The organism is Tabrizicola sp. YIM 78059, from assembly GCF_004959785.1.
In the GTDB taxonomy this organism is placed as follows: domain Bacteria; phylum Pseudomonadota; class Alphaproteobacteria; order Rhodobacterales; family Rhodobacteraceae; genus Tabrizicola; species Tabrizicola caldifontis.
The window spans coordinates 141,634-160,375 of the sequence record NZ_SJZH01000001.1 but is presented as its reverse complement, the minus strand read 5'-3'; the positions used below and the strand labels follow the sequence as shown (position 1 = coordinate 160,375).

Genomic DNA, 18,742 nt, shown 5'->3' with positions numbered 1-18,742 from the left:
ATGACGGACCGGGCTGTGCTGCCCGGTCCCTTGCTGCCCTTGGTCACCGCAGACCCGGGCAAAGGCTTTTCCTGTGCAAGCAGCGGGCAGCTTACCCGAACACCCGGCCCAGCGCGCCGTCGATGGCCGTGATGATCTCGTCGATGTCATCCTTCGTCGCGATCAGCGCCGGCGACAGGCACAGCGTGTTGTTCAGGCCCGGCAGGCTGCGGTTGGTCGCGCCGATGATCACCCCCTGTGCCATGCAGTCGGCGACGACGGCCTGGACCTTCTTTTCGTCCATCGGTTCCTTGGTCACCCGATCCGCCACCAGTTCGGCGCCGAGGAACAGGCCCTTTCCGCGCACATCGCCGATGACCTTGTGCTTGTCCATCAGCTCGTGCAGACGCGACAGGCAGTAGTCGCCCATCTTCAGCGTGTTCTCAAGAAGACCCTCGTCCTCGATGATCCGCATGTTCTCCAGCGCAGCGGCCGGGCCCGAGGTGCAGCCACCGAAGGTCGAGATGTCGCGGAAATAGCTCAGCGGGTCATTCGGATCGTCCTTGAACATCTCGAAGACGGCTTCCGTCGTCACCGTGCAGCTGATCGCGGCATAGCCCGAGGCCACGCCCTTCGCCATCGTCACGAAGTCGGGCTTGATACCGTAGTGCTGATAGCCGAACCAGGTGCCGGTGCGGCCCACACCGCAGACGACCTCGTCGATGGCCAGCAGGATGTCGTATTTCTTGCAGATTTCCTGCACCCGCTCCCAATAGCCCTTGGGCGGAACGATCACGCCGCCGCCGGCAGTGACGGGTTCCAGGATCAGGCAGCCCACGGTGTCGGGCCCTTCGCGCAGGATGACTTCCTCGATGGCGTCAGCCGCGCGTTCGCCATAATTTTCCACATCCCACTGCTTGCGGTATTCCAGGCAGTGCGGCACGCGCACGAAGCCATCCGGGAACGGCCCGTACTGCATCGCGCGCTGGTCCTGCCCGGCGCTGGCCAGCGCGGCAATGGTGGTGCCGTGATAGTCGCGGTCGCGATACAGGATCTTCCACTTCCTGCCGCCGTGGTGCCGGTGCGCGATCTGCCGCACCATCTTGTAGACCTTCTCGTTAGCCTCGGAGCCGGAGTTCGAGTAATAGACGCGGGACATGCCCGGCATCTTCTCGATCAGCCGCTTGGCGAAGACCGAGCCGGGGATCGAACCCGCGGCGCCGGCGAAATAGTTCATGCGCACCAGCTGGTCGCGTACGGCATCGGCAATCGAGGTGCGGCCGTAGCCTACGTTCACCGTCCAGACCCCGCCCGATACCGCGTCGATGTGTTCCTTGCCCTTGGCATCCCACACGCGCATCCCCTTGCCTTCCACGATGACGCGGGGATCGACGGTTTCATACTGCTTGTGCTGCGACAGATGGTGCCAGACATGGGCGCGGTCGGCCTCGACCACTGCGCCGATGTCGTTCAAGCCTGCAAAGCCTTCCATGAGGGGCGTCCTTTCGATTCAGAATTGCGCGGTATCATCCGGCAGTTTGCCGCATCACCTTATGTCCAGAACCGTCCGCCCGCTAGGGCCAGCCTGCGGCAGATTGCGGGTTGAGCCTGCGGCGCGCGCGCTAGATGCTGGGAAAGGTGCGGCAGGCGGGACGGTCGTGGTTCTGAAGGTCAAGAATGTGGTCAAGTCCTACCCCTCGGCCGAGGGGCGCGTGGCGGTGCTGGAAGGCGTCAGCCTTGCGCTGTCTGCCGGGGAAAGCCTGGCGCTGACGGGAGAGTCGGGCTCGGGCAAGTCCACGCTCCTGCATCTGGCAGGCGGCCTGGACAGCCCAGACGCGGGCGAGATCGAGGTCTGCGGCACCGCGCTGTCGGGGCTGGACGACGCCGGCCGCGCGCGGCTGCGGCGCGACCGGGTCGGCCTTGTGTTTCAGCAGTTCAACCTGATCCCCTCGCTGGATGTCAGCGCGAATCTGGCCTTTCAGGCGCGGCTGGCCGCGCGGCACGATCGGGACTGGTGTGTGCATCTGGCCCGGGTGCTTGGGCTGACGGGCCTGCTCGGCCGTTATCCCGACCAACTCTCGGGCGGGCAGCAGCAGCGGGTGGCGATCGGCCGGGCCCTGGCGGTCCGGCCCTCGCTGATCCTTGCCGATGAGCCGACGGGGAACCTGGACGAGGCGACGGGCGATGCTGTCATGGGGCTAATGCTGGATCTGGTGGCCCAGACGGGCGCAGCGCTGTTGATGGTCACCCATTCGGAACGTCTGGCGGCGCGGCTGGACCGGCGGCTGCGTCTGCGGGCAGGCAAGTTGGCATGACGGTGCTGGTCGCACTTCTGTCGCACTGGCGACGGCATCCCCTGCAGCTGGCGATGCTGGTGATCGGTCTGGCGGTGGCGACGGCGCTTTGGTCGGGCGTGCAGGCGATAAACGCCGAAGCGCGGGCGGCCTATGCCAAGGCGGCGGCGGTGCTGGGACAGGACCGGATGGACCGGCTGGTGCCTGTCTCCGGCGTGTTGGCGCCGGCCGATTACGCCGGGCTGCGCCGGGGCGGATGGCCAGTCTCACCGGTGCTGGAAGGGCGTACGCGCCAAGGATTGCGAGTTCTGGGCATCGAACCGCTGACCCTGCCGCGCGAGGCCGCAATCCGGGGGCTGCCCGGCCCCGCCGAAGGCGATTTTCAGGACTTTCTGACCGGGCAGGTGGTACTGGCCGCGCCGGAAACGCTGGATCGTCCTGGGGTCGCGGCGGCGCTGCGGGGCCTTGAGCCCCTACCCGCCCCCGACCTGCCGCCGATGACCGTCCTGGCAGATATCGGCCTGGCCGAGCGAATGCTGGAACGGCAGGGCGAGATAACAGCCCTGCTGATCGACCCCGCCCGCCCCCTGCCCGGCCCGATCCCCGCCGGGCTGGAGTTGCGCACGGCGGCCCCGGACGATGGCCTTGCCCGGCTGACCGACAGTTTCCACCTGAACCTGACAGCCTTCGGTGTGCTGGCCTTCGCGGTCGGCATCTTCATCGTCCATTCCGCCATCGGCCTTGCCTTCGAACAGCGCCGCCCGATGCTGCGCACCTTGCGGGCGCTGGGAGTGCCGGCGCGGGCGCTGGGGGCGCTGATCCTGACAGAGCTGCTGACACTGGCACTGATCGCCGGGGGCGTCGGCATTGCACTGGGCTATCTGCTGGCGGCGGCGCTGCTGCCGGATGTTGCGGCAACGCTGGGCGGTCTTTACGGCGCGACGGTTCCGGGAGCACTGGCCCTGCGCCCCGGCTGGGTGGCGGGCGGGCTGGCGATGGCCGTAGCCGGCACGCTGGCCGCCGGTGCAGGGGGCACCTGGCAGGCCTTCCGGCTGCCACCGCTGGCCACGGCTCAGTCTCAGGCCCATGCCGGATCGGCGACCGCCTTGCGACGGGCACAGGCGCTGGCCGGGATGGCCCTGTTGGCGACAGCAGGTGTGATGCTGATGGCTGGTCAGGGTCTGTGGGCGGGGTTTGCGGTGCTGGCCGCGTTGCTTCTGGGTGCGGCGCTGCTGTTGCCCGCTGCGCTGGCAGGGCTGCTGCGGCTGGGGGTGCGCCTGGCACGGGGTCCGCTGGCCGAATGGTTCTGGGCCGACACGCGCCACCAGCTGCCCGGCCTGTCGCTTGCGCTGATGGCGCTGTTGCTGGCGCTTTCGGCCAACGTGGGCGTAGGCACGATGGTGGCAAGCTTTCGCTCCACCTTCACGGGCTGGCTGGACCAGCGCCTTGCGTCCGAGCTTTACCTGACCGTCGAAACCCCGGCCCAGGCAGTCGAGATACGCGCCTGGCTGGAACCGCAGGTCGATGCGATGCTGCCCATCGTCGAGGCCGAAGCCCGGCTGGCCGGCCAGCCGGGAGAGATCTACGGCGTGGCTGACCATGCCACCTACCGCGACCACTGGCCCCTGCTGACCGCCATTCCAGAGGTCTGGGACCAGGTGGCACGCGGCGAGGGCGTGCTGGTCAACGAACAGCTTTACCGCCGTGCGAGGCTGGCGCTTGGTGATCCCCTGCCCCTGCCGGGGGGCGACCTTCCGGTAGTCGGTGTCTACTCGGACTATGGCAACCCCTCGCCGCAGGCGATCCTCGGGCTGACAAGCTTCCAGACCCGCTTCCCGCAGGCCGAAACCCGCCGCTTCGCCCTGCGGCTTCCGCCGGAAGATGTCGCGGCGCTGTCGGCCGCGTTGCGGGCGGAATTCGGGTTGGTGGAAACCGCGCTGGTCGATCAGGCGGGCCTCAAGGCCTTCTCGCTGCGCATCTTCGAGCGCACCTTTGCGGTGACCGGGGCGCTGAACACGCTGACCCTCGGGGTGGCGGCGATCGCCATGCTGGCAAGCCTGCTGACCCTGGCCGACCAGCGACTGGTGCAGCTGGCACCTGTGTGGGCGCTGGGCCTGACCCAGGCGCGGCTTGCGCGGCTCGATCTGGGCCGGACACTGCTGCTGGCTCTCATGACGGCTATCCTTTCCCTGCCGCTCGGTCTGGCGCTGGCCTGGGTGCTGCTGGCGGTGGTCAACGTCGAGGCCTTCGGCTGGCGCCTGCCGATGCAGGTCTTTCCGGCCGACTGGCTGTGGCTTGCTGCGGCTGCCTTCATGGCGGCAGTTCTCGCGGGCCTGCTGCCCGCGCTGCGCCTGATGCGGCGGCAACCGTCCGATCTGTTGCGGATCTTTGCCCATGAACGCTAGTCCACCTTCTCCGCCCCTTCCCAGCCCGCGCCCCCCGACTCCGTCTCTCCCAAACGGAGGGGTAAGAGAGCCGCCCCGCTCCTTCCGTGCCCTGGCCTGGCTTGCAGCGCTGCTGACCGTCCTGACCGCCCCCGCCCAGGCGCAGGGTTTCGCCGGCATGGGGGCCCCGGCCGATGGCTTCGCCCTGCCCGACCCCGCCCATACGCTGCAGTTTCCCGCCGACCACGGGGCACATCCGGCCTTCCGCATCGAATGGTGGTATCTGACGGCGACGTTGACCGGACCGGACGGCACCGACTACGGCGCGCAATGGACGCTGTTCCGCTCGGCCCTTGCACCGCAGGAAGGCGCGGGCTGGCAAAGTCCGCAACTGTGGATGGGTCATGCAGCAGTCACCACGCCAGCGGCGCATCATGTCGCCGAACGGCTTGCGCGTGGCGGGATCGGGCAGGCCGGCGTGTCGCTGGAGGGCGGCTTCGGGGCCTGGATCGACGACTGGCAGATGCGGTCCCTGTCCGGCCCGGACGAGGACGCGCTGTCCCGCCTGTTTCTTGCGGCGCGAGGCGCGGATTTCGGCTATGTCCTTGACCTGATCGCCGAAGGCCCGCTGGTGGCCCACGGCGCGGGCGGCTATTCGGTGAAATCTCGAGAAGGCCAGGCAAGCCATTACTATTCGCAGCCCTTCTACCGGGTGACGGGACAGCTCGACCTGCCCGAAGGTGCGATCGCGGTGACGGGCCAGGCCTGGCTTGACCGCGAATGGTCCTCCCAGCCCCTGGCGCCGGATCAGACGGGGTGGGACTGGTTCTCGCTGTCGTTCGATACGGGCGAGAAACTGATGGGTTTCATGCTGCGCGACGGGGGTGCGGGGTTCACCTCGGGCACCTGGATCATGGCCGACGGCACCCCCCTTCCGCTTTCCCCCGACGCATTGCGGGCCGAGCCACAGCAACGCACCCGGGTGGCGGGCCGGGCGGTGCCCACGACCTGGCGGCTGACCCTGCCCGAGCGCGGCCTCGACATCACCCTGCGGGCCCTGAACCCGAAGGCCTGGATGACGACCTCGGTCCCCTACTGGGAAGGTCCGGTCCGGATCGAGGGCAGCCACCGTGGCAGGGGGTATCTTGAGATGACCGGCTACTGACACGGCCACGCGTGCCGGTCGGTCGTCGGAAAAGCCGGCACCCAAGGCGCAAGCCCGTGTTTCGCCTCTGTGCCAGCGGCGCAACCTGCTTAAGCCGCGGGGGTTTCACCTCCGCACCCCCAGAGTATCTGGGAAGGAGCAAAGCTACTTGCTTCTTCCCGATTACTCCCCGGCGTTCCGGCGGCAGGATGCCCCCATCGCCGAGGAAGAGGCGAGGGCCGACGACAATAGGAAAGGTGTGCGGCCCTGGCCGCTAGATTCGGCTGGGTCAGGGTCTGGCGGCGGTGACCTCGACCTCGACAAGGAATTCCGGCCGGGTGAAACCCGCGACAATCACGAGGGTGGAGGCCGGCAGGCGCGTCACGCCGGAAAGCCATGCATCACGCGCGGCCATGTAGCCTGCCATATGCGCTCGGTCGGTGACAAAGGCGTTGATGCGAACTACATCCGCCGGTCCCATCCCAGCCTCGGCAAGGATCGCGGCGCAATTCGCGAAGCAGAGCCGCGCCTGCGCCTCGGCGCCCTCGGGCACGCTGCCATCCGGCGCAAGAGCGAGTTGCCCCGATGTCACCACCAACCGTGCGCCCGCGGGCAGCTCCACGCCATGGGCATAGGCCGCGAAAGGCCGCGCGATGGAGGGGGGATTCAGGCTGCGCATCTCGTTCTCCTGGCGTTCCGGTGGCAGGGGCAGCCGTCGCAGGTGGTGCCCCGAGGATTTCCTTGCCTTGCCGAAGCTTCTGCATAAGCTTTCGGCAGGGAAGGCCAGTATCTGCACGATCATGCGGCTTTTCCACCGGAATTCAGGGGCAGCCTTCCCAGCCCCCTTGCCTAGCGTTGCCTGCAGCCCAGGCTGTGGGAAGTCATCACACCCGACAGGAGGATCGCACGATGTCTGCCAACGCCCCCATCTCCGGCATGGCCGTGCTGGCTGCCGTGCTCGGGCTTGCCGCCCCGGCACTGGCAGGGAACGCCAAGGTCGTCTTCGGCACGAACTGGCTTGCCCAGGCCGAACACGGTGGCTTCTATCAGGCGGTCGCCGATGGAACCTATGCCGCCTGCGGCCTGGACGTGACGATCCAGCCGGGCGGCCCCCAGGTGAACAACCGCGCACTGATGATCGCGGGCAAGGTCGACTTCCACATGGGCGGGAACCTCCTGGAAGCCTTCAGCGCCGCGCAGGAAGGCATCCCGATCGTGGCTGTCGCCGCCGCCTTCCAGAAGGAACCGCAGGTCATCGTCACCCATCCCGGCAAGGCCAAGACCTTCGAGGATCTGAAGAACCTCGAGAAGATCCTGATCGGCGACCAGGGATATGCCAGCTTCTACCAGTGGATGAAGGCGGCCTATGGCTTCACCGACGAGCAGCGCGAGGTCTACACCTTCAACCCCGCACCGTTCATCGCCAACGAGAACTGGGGCATGCAGGGCTATCTTTCCTCCGAACCCTATTTCGTCGCCAAGGAAACCGGATGGGAGCCGGACGTCTTCCTGATCGCGGATGCGGGCTATTCGACCTATTCGACGCTGATCGAGACGATGGCAGACACCATCGCCAGCAAGCCCGAGCAGGTGCAGTGTTTCGTCGAGGGCTCGATCAAGGGCTGGTACAACTATCTCTACAACGACAACACCGCCGCCAACGAGCTGATCAAGAAGGATAATCCCGAGATGACCGACGAGGCCATCGCCTACGCCATCAAGAAGATGAAGGAGGCGGGGATCGTCGATTCGGGTGATGCCGAGACCATGGGGATCGGGGCGATGACCGAGGCGCATGTGAAGGATTTCTTCGACAAGATGGTCGCGGCGGGGGTCGTTTCGGCGGATGTGGACTGGACCAAGACGATCAACACCAGCTTCGTCAACAAGGGCGTGGGGATGGAGCTGAAGCCGAAGATGTGACTGGACAGGCAGGGTGGGCACCAGTGCCCACCCTCCGCGATGACATGACCGATCTCCTCCACCGCCCCATCCTGCCGCTGGGCCAGCGCGCCCCCCTTCTGGAGCTTGCCGAGGTCGGCAAGGTCTTCAACGGCCAGGTCACCGCGCTTCGCGGCATGTCGCTGACCGTGAACGAAGGCGATTTCATCTCGCTTCTCGGCCCGTCGGGGTGCGGCAAGTCAACGGCGCTGCGACTGATCGCGGGCCTGTCCACGCCCACGCAGGGCCGTATCCGCTGGGAAGGCGGGCAGCGGGCGGGCGACCTGGGGGTCGTCTTCCAGGAGCCGACGCTGATGCCCTGGGCGACCGTGGCGCAGAACGTCTACCTGCCCTTCCGGCTGCGTGGGCAGTCCCTGGCCTCCGTCAAGGGCGAGATCGACGAGGCGCTGGCGCTGGTCGGCCTTTCGGCCTTTGCCGGGGCCTATCCGCGCGAGTTGTCGGGCGGAATGAAGATGCGCGTCTCGATCGCGCGGGCGCTGGTGACCAACCCGCGCCTGATCCTGATGGACGAGCCCTTTGCCGCGCTGGACGAGATCACCCGACACCGGCTCAACACCGACCTTCTGGCCTTGCGCGAAAAGATCGGCTGCACGGTGATCTTCGTGACCCATTCGGTCTTTGAAAGCGTGTTCCTGTCCGACCGCATCGTGGTGATGGCCGCGCGCCCCGGCCGGGTGATCGAGGAGGTTCTGGTCACCGCCCCCTACCCACGTGACGAGGCCTTCCGCACCTCGGCCGGCTATGCGGCGCATTGCAAGGTAGCCAGCCAGGCGCTGCACCGCGCGATGGGAGAAGCCGCATGACCGACCTGCCGCAGACTCAGGCCGGGGTGCTCGACGCCGAAGAGGCCCGGCGCGCCCGGATGAAGCGCGTCGAAGCCGTGGCCAAATGGGCGCTGCCGGGGGTGGTGCTGGTGATCCTGCTTGTCCTGTGGGACCGGGTGATCGTCTGGAACGACATCCCGCCCTATCTGCTGCCCGGGCCGGCCAAGGTGCTGGAGACGCTGGTCAAGGACTGGCCGATGCTGTTCGAGGCTTTCCTCGTCACGCTGCAGATCACGCTGCTGGCGCTGGCGGTGGCGGTAGTGGGCGGCGTGGGCCTCGCGGTCCTGTTCAACCAGAGCCGCTTTGCCGAGATGTCCTTCTATCCTTACGCGGTGATCCTTCAGGTCACCCCGGTCGTGGCGATCGCGCCCCTGATCTTCATCTATGTCGACAACCGCACCGTGGGCCTGCTCCTCTGCGCCTGGATCGTGGCCTTCTTTCCGATCCTGTCGAACACGACGCTGGGGCTGAATTCGACCGACCACAACCTGCGCGACCTGTTCCGCATCTATGGCGCCAGCCGCTGGCAACGGCTGCGCTATCTGCAACTGCCATCGGCGCTGCCGTATTTCCTGGGGGGCCTGCGCATCGCGGGGGGGCTGTCGCTGATCGGCGCCATCGTGGCGGAATATGTGGCCGGCACCGGGGGGATCGGGTCGGGTCTTGCCTTCCGCATCCTGGAAGCGGGCTATCGGCTGAACATTCCCCGGATGTTCGCGGCCCTTCTCCTGATCGCGGTGACGGGGGTGGTGATCTTCGCGGGCCTGTCGTTCCTGTCGCACATGCTTCTGCGCAAGTGGCACGAAAGTGCCCTGAAGCGGGACAGCTGATGCCCCGCGCGCTGGTTGTTTACGCCCACCCTTGCGCGGAGAGCTATTCCGCCGCGCTCTGCGCCGTGGTGGTGGACCGGCTGCGCGGGCGCGGCTGGGAAGTGGACCTCTGCGACCTTTACGCCGAGGGGTTCGACCCGGTGCTGACGGCCGAGGAACGCCGGGCCTATCTCGACACCGGCCGCAACACCGCGCCCGTCCGGGCCCATGTCGAGAGGCTGCGCGCGGCCGAGGCGCTGGTCCTGGTCTATCCGACCTGGAATTTCGGGATGCCGGCGATCCTGAAGGGCTATATCGACCGTGCCTTTCTGCCGGGCGTGTCCTTCGTACTGAAGGATGGGCTGGTCGCCCCCGGCCTGACCCATATCCGCAAGCTGGCCGTGGTGACGAGCTATGGCGCCACCCCCTTGCGCGCCTTTCTCGCCGGGAACCCGCCGAAGCGGTTCGTCACCCGCGTCCTGCGCTATATCTGCCGGCCCGCGCGACTGCGCTATCTGGCACTTTACGACATGAACCGCGCGACGGAAGCGCAGCGCCGCGCCTTCCTGACCCGCATCGCCCGAGAGATGGACCGCCTGTGACCCACGCCCCCGCCGCAAAAGCCCTTGTCGTCTTCTGCCACCCGAAGCCCGACAGCTTCACCGGCGCGGTGCGCGACGTGGTGCTGGAGCGGCTGGCGGCAAGGGGCGCCGCGGTCCGCCTGATCGACCTTTACGCCCGCGGCTTCGACCCCGCCCTTCGCCTGGCCGACTGGGAGGGCTATCTCGACACACCCGCGAACCAGGAGCCGGTGGCCGAGGATGTCCAGGCGCTGCAATGGGCCGATACGCTGATCTTCGTCTATCCGACCTGGTGGTATGCGCTGCCTGCCGTGCTGAAAGGCTGGCTCGACCGGGTGTTCCTGCCCGATGTCGCCTTTCTGATGCCGGCGGGAGAGAACCAGACCATCCGCCCCGGCCTGACCAACATCCGCCGCCTTGGCGTCTTCACCACCTGCGGCGCCAGTTGGTGGCTGACCGCCTTCGTAGGCAGCCCCGGCAAGCGGATACTTCTGCGCGGGATCGGACTGCTCTGCGCGCCGCGCACCCGAAAGGTCTTTGCCGCGCACTACCTGATGGACAGCTCTACCCCTCAAACCCGTGCCCGCCATCTGGCGAAGGTCGCCAGGCAGATGGACCGCCTTCTGCGCTGAGGCCCCTTGCAGCCCCGCACCCGATCCGCTATCCCCATGCCACCTTCTGCGGCGGGTTGGCGGAGAGGTTACGCAGCGGATTGCAAATCCGTGTAGACCGGTTCGATTCCGGTACCCGCCTCCAGCTTTTCCGTTTCAGAGACACTTTGCGCGGCCATACGGCGGTGGCAGAAACGGTTGCGCCCGTTCCGCGCAATCTGCGCGGCAGTGGCAAACGCCGGTCCTTTGCGCCCGGGACAATGCGTGACGTCGCGCCAGGGCCGACGGAACTCTTGCTTTGCGGGCCTTTGATCGCAATCCTTGAAGGCAGCCTTCCTTTCTTTCCGCCGAGGTGTTTGCGATGAAACTGACTGTTGCCGCCGCCTTTCTTGCCGCCTCTGCGCCCCACGCTCTTGCCGACTGCCCGTCCACACCAGAGGATCTGGAAACAGGCGTTACTATCACCTTCGACGATGGCTCGGTCACCCAGCTCAGCCGGGATGCTGACGGCATGATCATCGAGCGCACCGAATATAACGACCAGGACCAGTGGGGCTTTGTTTCACGATCCAGATTCGGCTTTGCCCATGTCGAAGCCTCTGACACCCAAAACGGCGAGGTCATCCGTGAGCGCCATGCCGTCTATGAATATGGCGGCGCCGGATTGTCGTTCATCGAAAGGCCGGAAGGCGAGACAAGAAGATACAGCGTAGAGCGCACCGTCACCTATGGCGACGGCTTCAGCACGGAGGAACGCGTGATGTTCAGGACTCGCGAATATGCTGAACGAAGCTGGGGCGGCTGCACCTACCGCGTGCTGCCGGTCGAGGTAAGCATCTTCGGCAGCGATGACGGCCGCGCCCAGGTCTACATGTTCATCCCCGACCTCGACGCGGCCGTTTACATAGGCGAAAACGAATGGGACACGCCGATTGCCGCTGCAGAGCCCGTCTCGATCGTGAAGGGCGTTGCGACAGCCGACTGATATCTCTCGGGGCATCGCTTGCGCATGAGGCGCGGCGCAAAAGACTGTTGCACGCTTGCGTAATCCGGGCCTAGATCAAAGCAAGACAAGGCCCAGAGCGACATGGCATCCCTCGACATCGCCGGACTGACCAAAAGCTTCGACGGCCAAGAAGTGCTGCACGGGCTGGATCTGGCCGTGGGCTCGGGCGAATTCTGGGCGTTGGTCGGACCTTCCGGTTGCGGCAAGTCGGTGCTTCTGCGGACCATCGCGGGGCTTCTGCGCCCCGAAAGCGGCACGATCCACCTGGGAGGACGCGACATCACCGCCCTGCAGCCGGCCCAGCGCGACATCGCCATGGTGTTTCAGAGCTACGCGCTATATCCGCATCTGTCCGTGGCGGGCAACCTGGGCATCGGCCTGCGCCAGGCCGGCATGTCGCGCGCCGATACCCGGCGAGAGGTCGATCGCGTAGCCGCCATCTTGGGCCTGACGCCGCTTCTGCACCGTCTGCCGCAGGAACTGTCGGGGGGCGAACGGCAGCGGGTGGCTATCGGTCGGGCGATCTCGCGCAAGCCGAGCCTGTTCCTTTTCGACGAGCCGCTGTCGAACCTGGACGCGGCGCTGCGCGTCCACATGCGGATCGAGATGGCGGACCTGCACCGCCGCCTTGGCACGACGACGATCTATGTCACGCATGACCAGGTCGAGGCGATGACGCTGGCAGACCGGATCGTGGTAATGAATCAGGGTCGGATCGAACAGCAGGGCCGCCCGATGGACCTGTACCACGACCCGGACAACCTGTTCGTCGCAGGCTTCATCGGCTCGCCGAAGATGAACTTTCTTGCCGCCGGACCTCTTGGCCGGCCCGGTCATATGCTGGGCATCCGGCCCGAGCACATCACGGTAAGCCGCGCAGAGGGCGCCTTGCGCGCAATCGTCGAGCATGTCGAGACGCTGGGTTGCGAGACGAACCTGATCCTGCGCACGGAAGGGCTGGGCCCTGTGGTCGCCAGACTTTTCGGACATCAGGTTTTCAGGACGGACGAGGTGGTGTTCCTGGACTTCGACCGGAGCCGGGAACTGTTCTTCGACACTGCGGGCAGGCGCATAAGACAGCCAGGGAGGGGATCTTGAACCACCACATGAAGCGCATCGCAGAAGGGGCCTGCCTGCTTGCCTTCATGGTGGCGGCGGCCGGTGCCGAACCGCAAGTCGGGATCGTCACGTTCACCGTGGACAACGTGACCGAAGCCTTCTTCGACCAAAGGATGCCAGCCTTCTTCGCGCGCGAAATCCCCGGAACGATCTTCGGCCAGACCCAGCCGATCACCGGTGCACCCGGCGACATGACCTGGGACGATGTGCGCAGCCTTGCCGCCCACGGCTGGGAATTCGGTGCGCACGGCTATACCCATGCCTATGCCCTGTCCAAGGCCAGCGACGAGGTTCTGGAAATGGAACTGGGCGTTCCGGCCGCGCAGATTTATGTGCAGACCGGCATCTACCCGATCACCTTCGCTTCGCCCAATGGCGACTATGACGCCCGGGTGCTGGAACGGGCGCGGTTCTATTACAAGGCGCATTTCCGGGGCTGGGGAAACGACGGGATAAACCGGTTCGACCAGACCGACCACTGGCACATCTACCGCGAACAGGTTCCGAACACGAAATCGGTCGAAGAGGTCTGCGCCGACATTGAACGTGCCGGGCGCGAGGGCTACTGGCTGGTTTACATGTGGCACCGGGTCGTGGACGAGCCGACCTACGAATACGAAAACTCGGTCGCGCAATTCGAGGGCGTGCTTGACTGCGCCGACCGCCTGCGGGACGAGGGCATCATCCGCCTGATGACCGCCCGCGACGCGCTGGAGGTGGTGCCGCACACGCCCCGGTCGCCCGAGCCGTTTCCGGTTCAACCATGAGGACCGGACGCCCTTGCACGCGAATACGGGCCTCGGCAGTCCTGGGTTCTGCATTGGCGCTTCTGGTTGCCGATCTTCTGACGCTTGCGAACCCTGCCCGGGCGGAGCCCGAAGTCGGGATAGTAACCTTCACCGTGGACACCGCCTATGCGGATTTCTTCAATCGCTACATGCCCGAATTCTTTCGGCGCGACATTCCCGGCACGCTCTTTGCCCAGACCGGCGCTATCGGCAGCGCGCCAAACCGAATTTCCTGGGACGACCTGCAAAGCCTTCCGGGGCATGGCTGGGATTTCGGCGCGCATGGCCACAGGCATCTGCGCCTGACCGAGGCCACGGACGACGAACTTGAGGCCGAACTGGGCCTGCCCGCGGCCAGGATCTATCGCGAAACCGGGGTCTATTCGACCATGCTGGCCTCGCCCTATGGCGCCTATGACGACCGGGTTCTGGACCGGGCACGCATCTATTACGACGCGCACTTCCGTGCCTGGGGCAACGAGGGGGTGAACCAGCCCGGCGCGACTGATCATTTCCGTGTCAATCGCAGTCAGGTAAGAAGCAGCATGCCCGTCGAAATGGTCTGCGCCGAGATCGAACGGGCCGGGCGCGAGGGGTACTGGCTGGTCTACATCTGGCATGAGATACGAGAAACCCCGGCGACCCCCTACCAGAATTCAGTCGAGCAGTTCCTGGGTGTGCTGGACTGTGCCGATCGGCTGCGGGACGCGGGGCTCGTCCGGCTGATGACGGCGGGCGAAGCGCTGAAAGTGGTTCCGCATCAACCGAGGTGATGCGGGCGACCGCGCTTGCCCGGTCGGCTTGGAACGCTTAGGTCTGAAGGCGGGCTTTCGGCGGCTTCGCCGGACCCGGAAGGTCGGGGATGGGCCCGGGGAAGATGGGACGGGTGCGCGTGCGGCGTCGCGGAAGAGGGGGCAGCCATGTGGACTAGCCTTGCACTTGTCGTCGGCGCGCTGGTCTTGTGGCGAAAGGCGGCGACCTCGCGGCCGTTGGCGGTTCTGGCAGCGGTGGGTCTGCTGGCAGTACTTCTGCTTTCTCCGGCCTATGTGGCGATCGACCAGCTGACCGGATCGGGGATCGATGCCTCGGTCATCTATCACCTGCGCGCGGGCTTCGAGGGGGCAGGACTGCGCGCATTCGCCGGGCTGGCCGCCTGGTCGGCAGCGGCAGTGCTGGCCTGCCTTGCTGCGGCCGGCCTGGCTTACCGGCTGATCCGCAGCGACAGTCCCCTGCCGTATGCCCGCCCGCGCCTGATCGCAGGCCTTGCGCTGCTGGCCGCTGCCGTCTGGGTAAACCCCGCCACGGACGACCTGACCCGTCTGGCTGCAAGCGCCCGGCAGTCCGCCGCCCCGGTCGGCCCCGTCCCGGCCGGCTTCGTGCCGGTAGAGCAGGCCAGGTTCACCGGGCCGAAAAGGAACCTGGTCCTGCTCTATCTGGAATCGGTTGAACGCAGCTATCTGGATGAAACCCGCTTTCCCGGCCTGATGCCGAACCTTTCCGCGCTCGAGGCCGAGGCGGTCAGCTTCACAGACCTGACCGAGGTCGAAGAAGCCGGCTGGACCATCGCAGGCATGGTGGCCAGCCAGTGCGGTATGCCGCTGGTCGGTTCTGGCGCGGGGGTGGACCGCTTCCTGCCCGGTGCCACCTGCCTTGGCGACCTTCTTGCCCGCGAAGGCTATGATCTGGCCTATCTGGGCGGGGCGGACCTGGACTTTGCCGGCAAGGGCACCTTCTATGACAGCCACGGCTTTGACCTGGTAGAGGGGCGGACCCAGCTGGAGCCTCGACTTCCCGATCCGAGCTACGTCAACGAATGGGGCCTTTTTGATGACAGCCTGTATCCCGAGGTAATGGCACGCTTCAACGCGCTGGCGGCCGGCGGGCGGCCATTTGGCCTGGTAACGCTGACGCTGGACACACACCATCCCTTCGGATTCGCCTCGCGGTCCTGCGCGGATCGGCCGTATGGCGACGGAACGAACCAGTTCCTGAACGCCGTGCATTGCGCCGATTGGCTGGCAGCCGACTTCATCCGCAAGATCCGGTCCAGCCCGGCCTTTGCCGACACGGTGCTGGTCGTCGCCTCGGACCATCTGGCAATGCCGAACCTTGCCGAAGACCGGCTTCAGGCGGGCCCGCGACGAAACCTGCTGATGATCTTCGCCCCCGACCTGCCCCCCGCCCGGATCGACAAGCCTGGCACCACGCTGGACATCGGCCCCACGCTTCTGGGCCTGATCGGCGCGCCAACCCCGGCGCTGGGCTATGGCCGCGATCTTCTTGCGGCCGCACCCACCCTGCGCATGAGCGAGCCCGGGCTGGAAGCGCTGATCTCCGAAGGGCGCGCCTGGCTGGCGGCGATGTGGTCCTACCCGCAGATCGACCGCGGGCTGACGGTGGATGCCGCGGCGGGCGAGGTGGCGCTGGGCGACCGGCGGCTGAAATTCCCTGTGCTTCTCTTGCTGGACGAGGCTCTGGCCGTCACCGGAATCGACTTCGACGCCAGCGACGACATCACCCTGATCGAGCGTGTGTCGAACCTGGCGCTTGACCGGCGCTTCGTCTGGCTGGATCGGTGCGCCCGCACCGCCGCCTTTGCCGCCGCACCGCCACCCGGGGGGGCCGAACTCTGCCTGCTGGTGGGCAGCCTTGCCAGCCCCGACCTGCGACAGATCGTGGTCGAGGACGGGGTCACCGTTGCGCCCGAGGTTCTGAAGGCCCCCTTCACCCTTGGCAGGGAAGAGGTTGCCTTCCATGATGCCCTGATGGCCGACCTTGCCCGCCGCCGCCAGTTCGCCACGGCAAACGTGATCGACTACACCCCGCCCAACGGATTGACCGGGGCGGTCGCAATCCGGTCGGCCGGATACCTGACCGGAGAGTCATGGGTGAAGAACCCGGCCACGGGCGACAAGGTAAGTCTGATGCGCGGACTGACGCTGCTGGGGCTGACGCCGGACGGCACGCCACAGAAGCTGGGGCATGTGGACACCTGCGGTTATGGCGGACGCCAGCCCGACCGGGTGCCTCTGGAAACCGGGTTCCAGGACGCGATCAAGGCCAATGCCGACCGCTTCGGCGCATTCGTGATCGTCGCGCATAACAGCGTGGTCTGCTACGAGGTCGATCCGGGTCTTGAACCGCTGTTTGCCGGCACCGGGCTGACGAAATGGCGCGACCTGTGGTACGAGGAACCCTATGTCGCGCTTATCGCCGGAAATGGGGAGGTGCAGGAATTCACCGGGCCGCGCCAGACTGCGCTGGGGTTGAACCTGACCAACATCATGCGTCCCGTGCGCAACGATGCCCAGCGCCGGCTGGACTGGCTGCCGCGCATCGCCCATTCCGGGGGTGCCTGGCAGGGTCAGACCTATACCAATGCGATGGAGGCGCTGGAGGCGAACGGCGCATCCTATGAACTGGTCGAGATAGATCTTGCCTGGACCGCCGACGAACGCTTGGTCTGCCTGCACGACTGGGACGCACCCTTCCTTGCGGTGGATGGTATCCCACCCCCCGGCCCACTGCCCTTTGACGAGGTCATGGCCCGGGCAAAGGCACAGGCGGGCTTCACGCCCTGCACCCTTCAGACCCTGATCGGCTGGCTTGCCGCGACGCCGGGTGTGCGGGTTGTGCTGGACCTAAAGTCCGGCGCCATGGATGCCTATCGCTACATCGCCGAAACCTACCCCGAGCTTCGTGCCCGGCTGATCCCGCAGTTCTACCAGCCCGATCAATACGGCCGCCTGCGCGACATGGGCTATGATGACCTGATCTGGACACTTTACCAGTATTCCGGCGACGATGCCTCGGTGCTGGCGGCGCTGCGGGGGATGGATCTGTTCGGACTGGCCATGCCGCCGGAACGCCTGGCCACTGGCCTGGCCCGCGAGGCGCGGGCGGCGACCGGCGTCCTGTCGTGGGTGCATACGATCAACACCGTGGCAGAGCTGGACGCAGCCCTCAAGGCGGGCGCTGCCGAGATCTTCACCGACACGCTGACCCCGACCCCGATGCAGCGGTTCGAGGCAGTCTCGGTCGCGGGCTTCGATCAGGGTGAATCCGGCCTCGGTCCCGTGGGAGGACCTTCCCTGCCGCTTGCGCGCGGGGTCAATCTGGTTGGCCTGACCCCGGAACCCGCCCTGATCGCCCGCTTCGACGGATGCGCGGCACTGGATACCGGCACGCCCCCGGACCCCGCCCCCTTCAAAGTCGCCCTGACGACGGCCCTCGCCGACCGACGCCCGGTGGCTGTGATCGTTCACGACAGCGCCTTCTGCGAAGATACCGCCATCGCACCACTTTTCGATGGCAGCCCGCTGACCGCGGCGCCGGAAATCGGGTTCCGGCAGCCCTACATCGGCCTGATCCGCGCCGATGGCCGCATCATGGAATTCCTCGGCCCCGAGGGGGGGCGCCTGCGCGAGACCCTTGCCGTGGAGGCTGCGCCGTGACCGTCCGAGCGCTGCTTGTCATCCTAGCCGTTCTGCTTGCGGGCCCCGGCACCGCCGAACCCACGAAAGGCCTCTTGACCATCACTTTCGACGATGCCTCGCGCGCGCAGTTCGACCACGGGCTACGACTGGCCCGTGCGCACGGGCTGCCGGGGACGCTTTTCGTGCCGACGGGACTGGTCGGCGACACGCCTGACCCTGCCGCCTGGACCATGACCTGGGACGAGGTCCGCGCCTTCAACGCCGCAGGCTGGGAAATCGGCGCGCATGGCCGGACCCACGTCCGCCTGCCCGACCTTCCGCCCGCGGCGCTGTCGGCCGAGATCGACGATCCGGTGGACGAAATTACCGAAAAGGTCGGCGTGGCACCGGTGTCGTTCTCCTCGCCCTTCGGTGCCTTCACCGATGCCACGGTTGACCGGATCATGGCCAGCTACCGGGCGCATCTGTCCTGGAAAGGCCACGGCGGTCGCAATCCACGGGACGCCATCGAGCCGCGGTTCATCGGGCGGCTGGAGGTAGTCAACACCATGACAGCGGCCCAGGTCTGCGGCGAAATGGTCGCCAGCGCCCGGGATGGAACCTGGCTGGTGCTGTTGTTCCACGGCATCACCGAAGGCCCGCCCGGCGATTACGAGGTGTCGGCAGCGATGATGGACGAGATATTTTCCTGCGCAGCCTTCCTGCGCGACCGTGGCGTGATCGAGGTCGCCACCGTCCGCGACGCCTTGGCCAGTCTGGAGACTGCGCCATGAGGACCGGTCGGAACAGGGGCGGAAACGGGGGC

At 66.5% G+C, this 18,742-nt stretch carries 16 protein-coding genes and 1 tRNA gene; 15 read left to right on the top strand and 2 right to left on the bottom strand.

All coding sequences use genetic code 11. The features are described 5' to 3' along the window. Positions 1-91: 91 nt before the first annotated feature. Positions 92-1,471: a hypotaurine--pyruvate aminotransferase Tpa gene (gene tpa / locus EZM81_RS00715; RefSeq protein WP_135447228.1), complete on the bottom strand. Its 1,380-nt coding sequence runs from the start codon at positions 1,469-1,471 to the stop codon at positions 92-94. A gap of 166 nt (positions 1,472-1,637) precedes the next feature. Between tpa and EZM81_RS00710 the strand changes: the two genes are divergently transcribed. The 3 genes from EZM81_RS00710 (at position 1,638) to EZM81_RS00700 (ending at position 5,822) form a co-directional block, all read left to right on the top strand. Then, a complete protein-coding gene (locus tag EZM81_RS00710; protein ID WP_248298089.1) occupies positions 1,638-2,294 on the top strand; it encodes an ABC transporter ATP-binding protein in 657 nt (218 codons plus the stop codon). Next, on the top strand, positions 2,291-4,678 hold the full coding sequence (locus tag EZM81_RS00705; RefSeq protein ID WP_136644424.1) for an FtsX-like permease family protein: 2,388 nt from the start codon (positions 2,291-2,293) through the stop codon (positions 4,676-4,678). The genes EZM81_RS00710 and EZM81_RS00705 overlap by 4 nt, the downstream gene beginning before the upstream one ends. 157 nt (positions 4,679-4,835) lie before the next feature. Continuing rightward, positions 4,836-5,822, top strand: a complete 987-nt coding sequence (locus EZM81_RS00700; protein ID WP_248298088.1) for a lipocalin-like domain-containing protein — start codon at positions 4,836-4,838, stop codon at positions 5,820-5,822. A gap of 268 nt (positions 5,823-6,090) precedes the next feature. Here the strand turns inward: EZM81_RS00700 and EZM81_RS00695 are convergent, their stop codons facing one another. Then, positions 6,091-6,603: a RidA family protein gene (locus EZM81_RS00695; RefSeq protein ID WP_371685703.1), complete on the bottom strand. Its 513-nt coding sequence runs from the start codon at positions 6,601-6,603 to the stop codon at positions 6,091-6,093. Between the two features lie 107 nt (positions 6,604-6,710). Here EZM81_RS00695 and EZM81_RS00690 point away from each other — a divergent pair, with 107 nt between their 5' ends. From EZM81_RS00690 to EZM81_RS00635, 12 genes are all read left to right on the top strand, one after another. Then, positions 6,711-7,724 carry an ABC transporter substrate-binding protein gene (locus EZM81_RS00690; RefSeq protein WP_136644422.1) on the top strand — a complete coding sequence of 338 codons (1,014 nt, stop codon included), beginning with the start codon at positions 6,711-6,713 and terminating at the stop codon, positions 7,722-7,724. Between the two features lie 44 nt (positions 7,725-7,768). Beyond that, complete coding sequence (locus tag EZM81_RS00685; protein ID WP_136644421.1) at positions 7,769-8,566, top strand: ABC transporter ATP-binding protein; 798 nt, start codon at positions 7,769-7,771, stop codon at positions 8,564-8,566. Next, a complete protein-coding gene (locus EZM81_RS00680) occupies positions 8,563-9,417 on the top strand; it encodes an ABC transporter permease (protein WP_136644420.1) in 855 nt (284 codons plus the stop codon). The genes EZM81_RS00685 and EZM81_RS00680 overlap by 4 nt, the downstream gene beginning before the upstream one ends. Continuing rightward, positions 9,417-9,998 carry an NAD(P)H-dependent oxidoreductase gene (locus tag EZM81_RS00675; protein WP_136644419.1) on the top strand — a complete coding sequence of 194 codons (582 nt, stop codon included), beginning with the start codon at positions 9,417-9,419 and terminating at the stop codon, positions 9,996-9,998. Before EZM81_RS00680 ends, EZM81_RS00675 begins: the two co-directional genes overlap by 1 nt. Further along, positions 9,995-10,609, top strand: a complete 615-nt coding sequence (locus EZM81_RS00670; protein WP_136644418.1) for an NAD(P)H-dependent oxidoreductase — start codon at positions 9,995-9,997, stop codon at positions 10,607-10,609. The genes EZM81_RS00675 and EZM81_RS00670 overlap by 4 nt, the downstream gene beginning before the upstream one ends. Before the next feature lie 50 nt (positions 10,610-10,659). Beyond that, positions 10,660-10,733 (top strand) — tRNA-Cys (locus EZM81_RS00665). 216 nt (positions 10,734-10,949) lie between these two features. Continuing rightward, on the top strand, positions 10,950-11,573 hold the full coding sequence (locus EZM81_RS00660; RefSeq protein ID WP_135447244.1) for a hypothetical protein: 624 nt from the start codon (positions 10,950-10,952) through the stop codon (positions 11,571-11,573). Between the two features lie 102 nt (positions 11,574-11,675). Next, complete coding sequence (locus tag EZM81_RS00655) at positions 11,676-12,692, top strand: ABC transporter ATP-binding protein (protein WP_136644417.1); 1,017 nt, start codon at positions 11,676-11,678, stop codon at positions 12,690-12,692. Between the two features lie 8 nt (positions 12,693-12,700). Continuing rightward, a complete protein-coding gene (locus tag EZM81_RS00650) occupies positions 12,701-13,480 on the top strand; it encodes a polysaccharide deacetylase family protein (protein ID WP_169052267.1) in 780 nt (259 codons plus the stop codon). A 53-nt stretch (positions 13,481-13,533) separates the two neighbouring features. After that, positions 13,534-14,274: a polysaccharide deacetylase family protein gene (locus EZM81_RS00645; protein ID WP_169052266.1), complete on the top strand. Its 741-nt coding sequence runs from the start codon at positions 13,534-13,536 to the stop codon at positions 14,272-14,274. A gap of 147 nt (positions 14,275-14,421) precedes the next feature. Beyond that, a complete protein-coding gene (locus tag EZM81_RS00640; protein WP_136644414.1) occupies positions 14,422-17,955 on the top strand; it encodes a sulfatase-like hydrolase/transferase in 3,534 nt (1,177 codons plus the stop codon). Beyond that, positions 17,952-18,710 (top strand): polysaccharide deacetylase family protein, encoded by a 759-nt coding sequence (locus EZM81_RS00635; RefSeq protein ID WP_169052265.1) that lies wholly within the window; start codon positions 17,952-17,954, stop codon positions 18,708-18,710. Before EZM81_RS00640 ends, EZM81_RS00635 begins: the two co-directional genes overlap by 4 nt. Positions 18,711-18,742 lie beyond the last annotated feature (32 nt).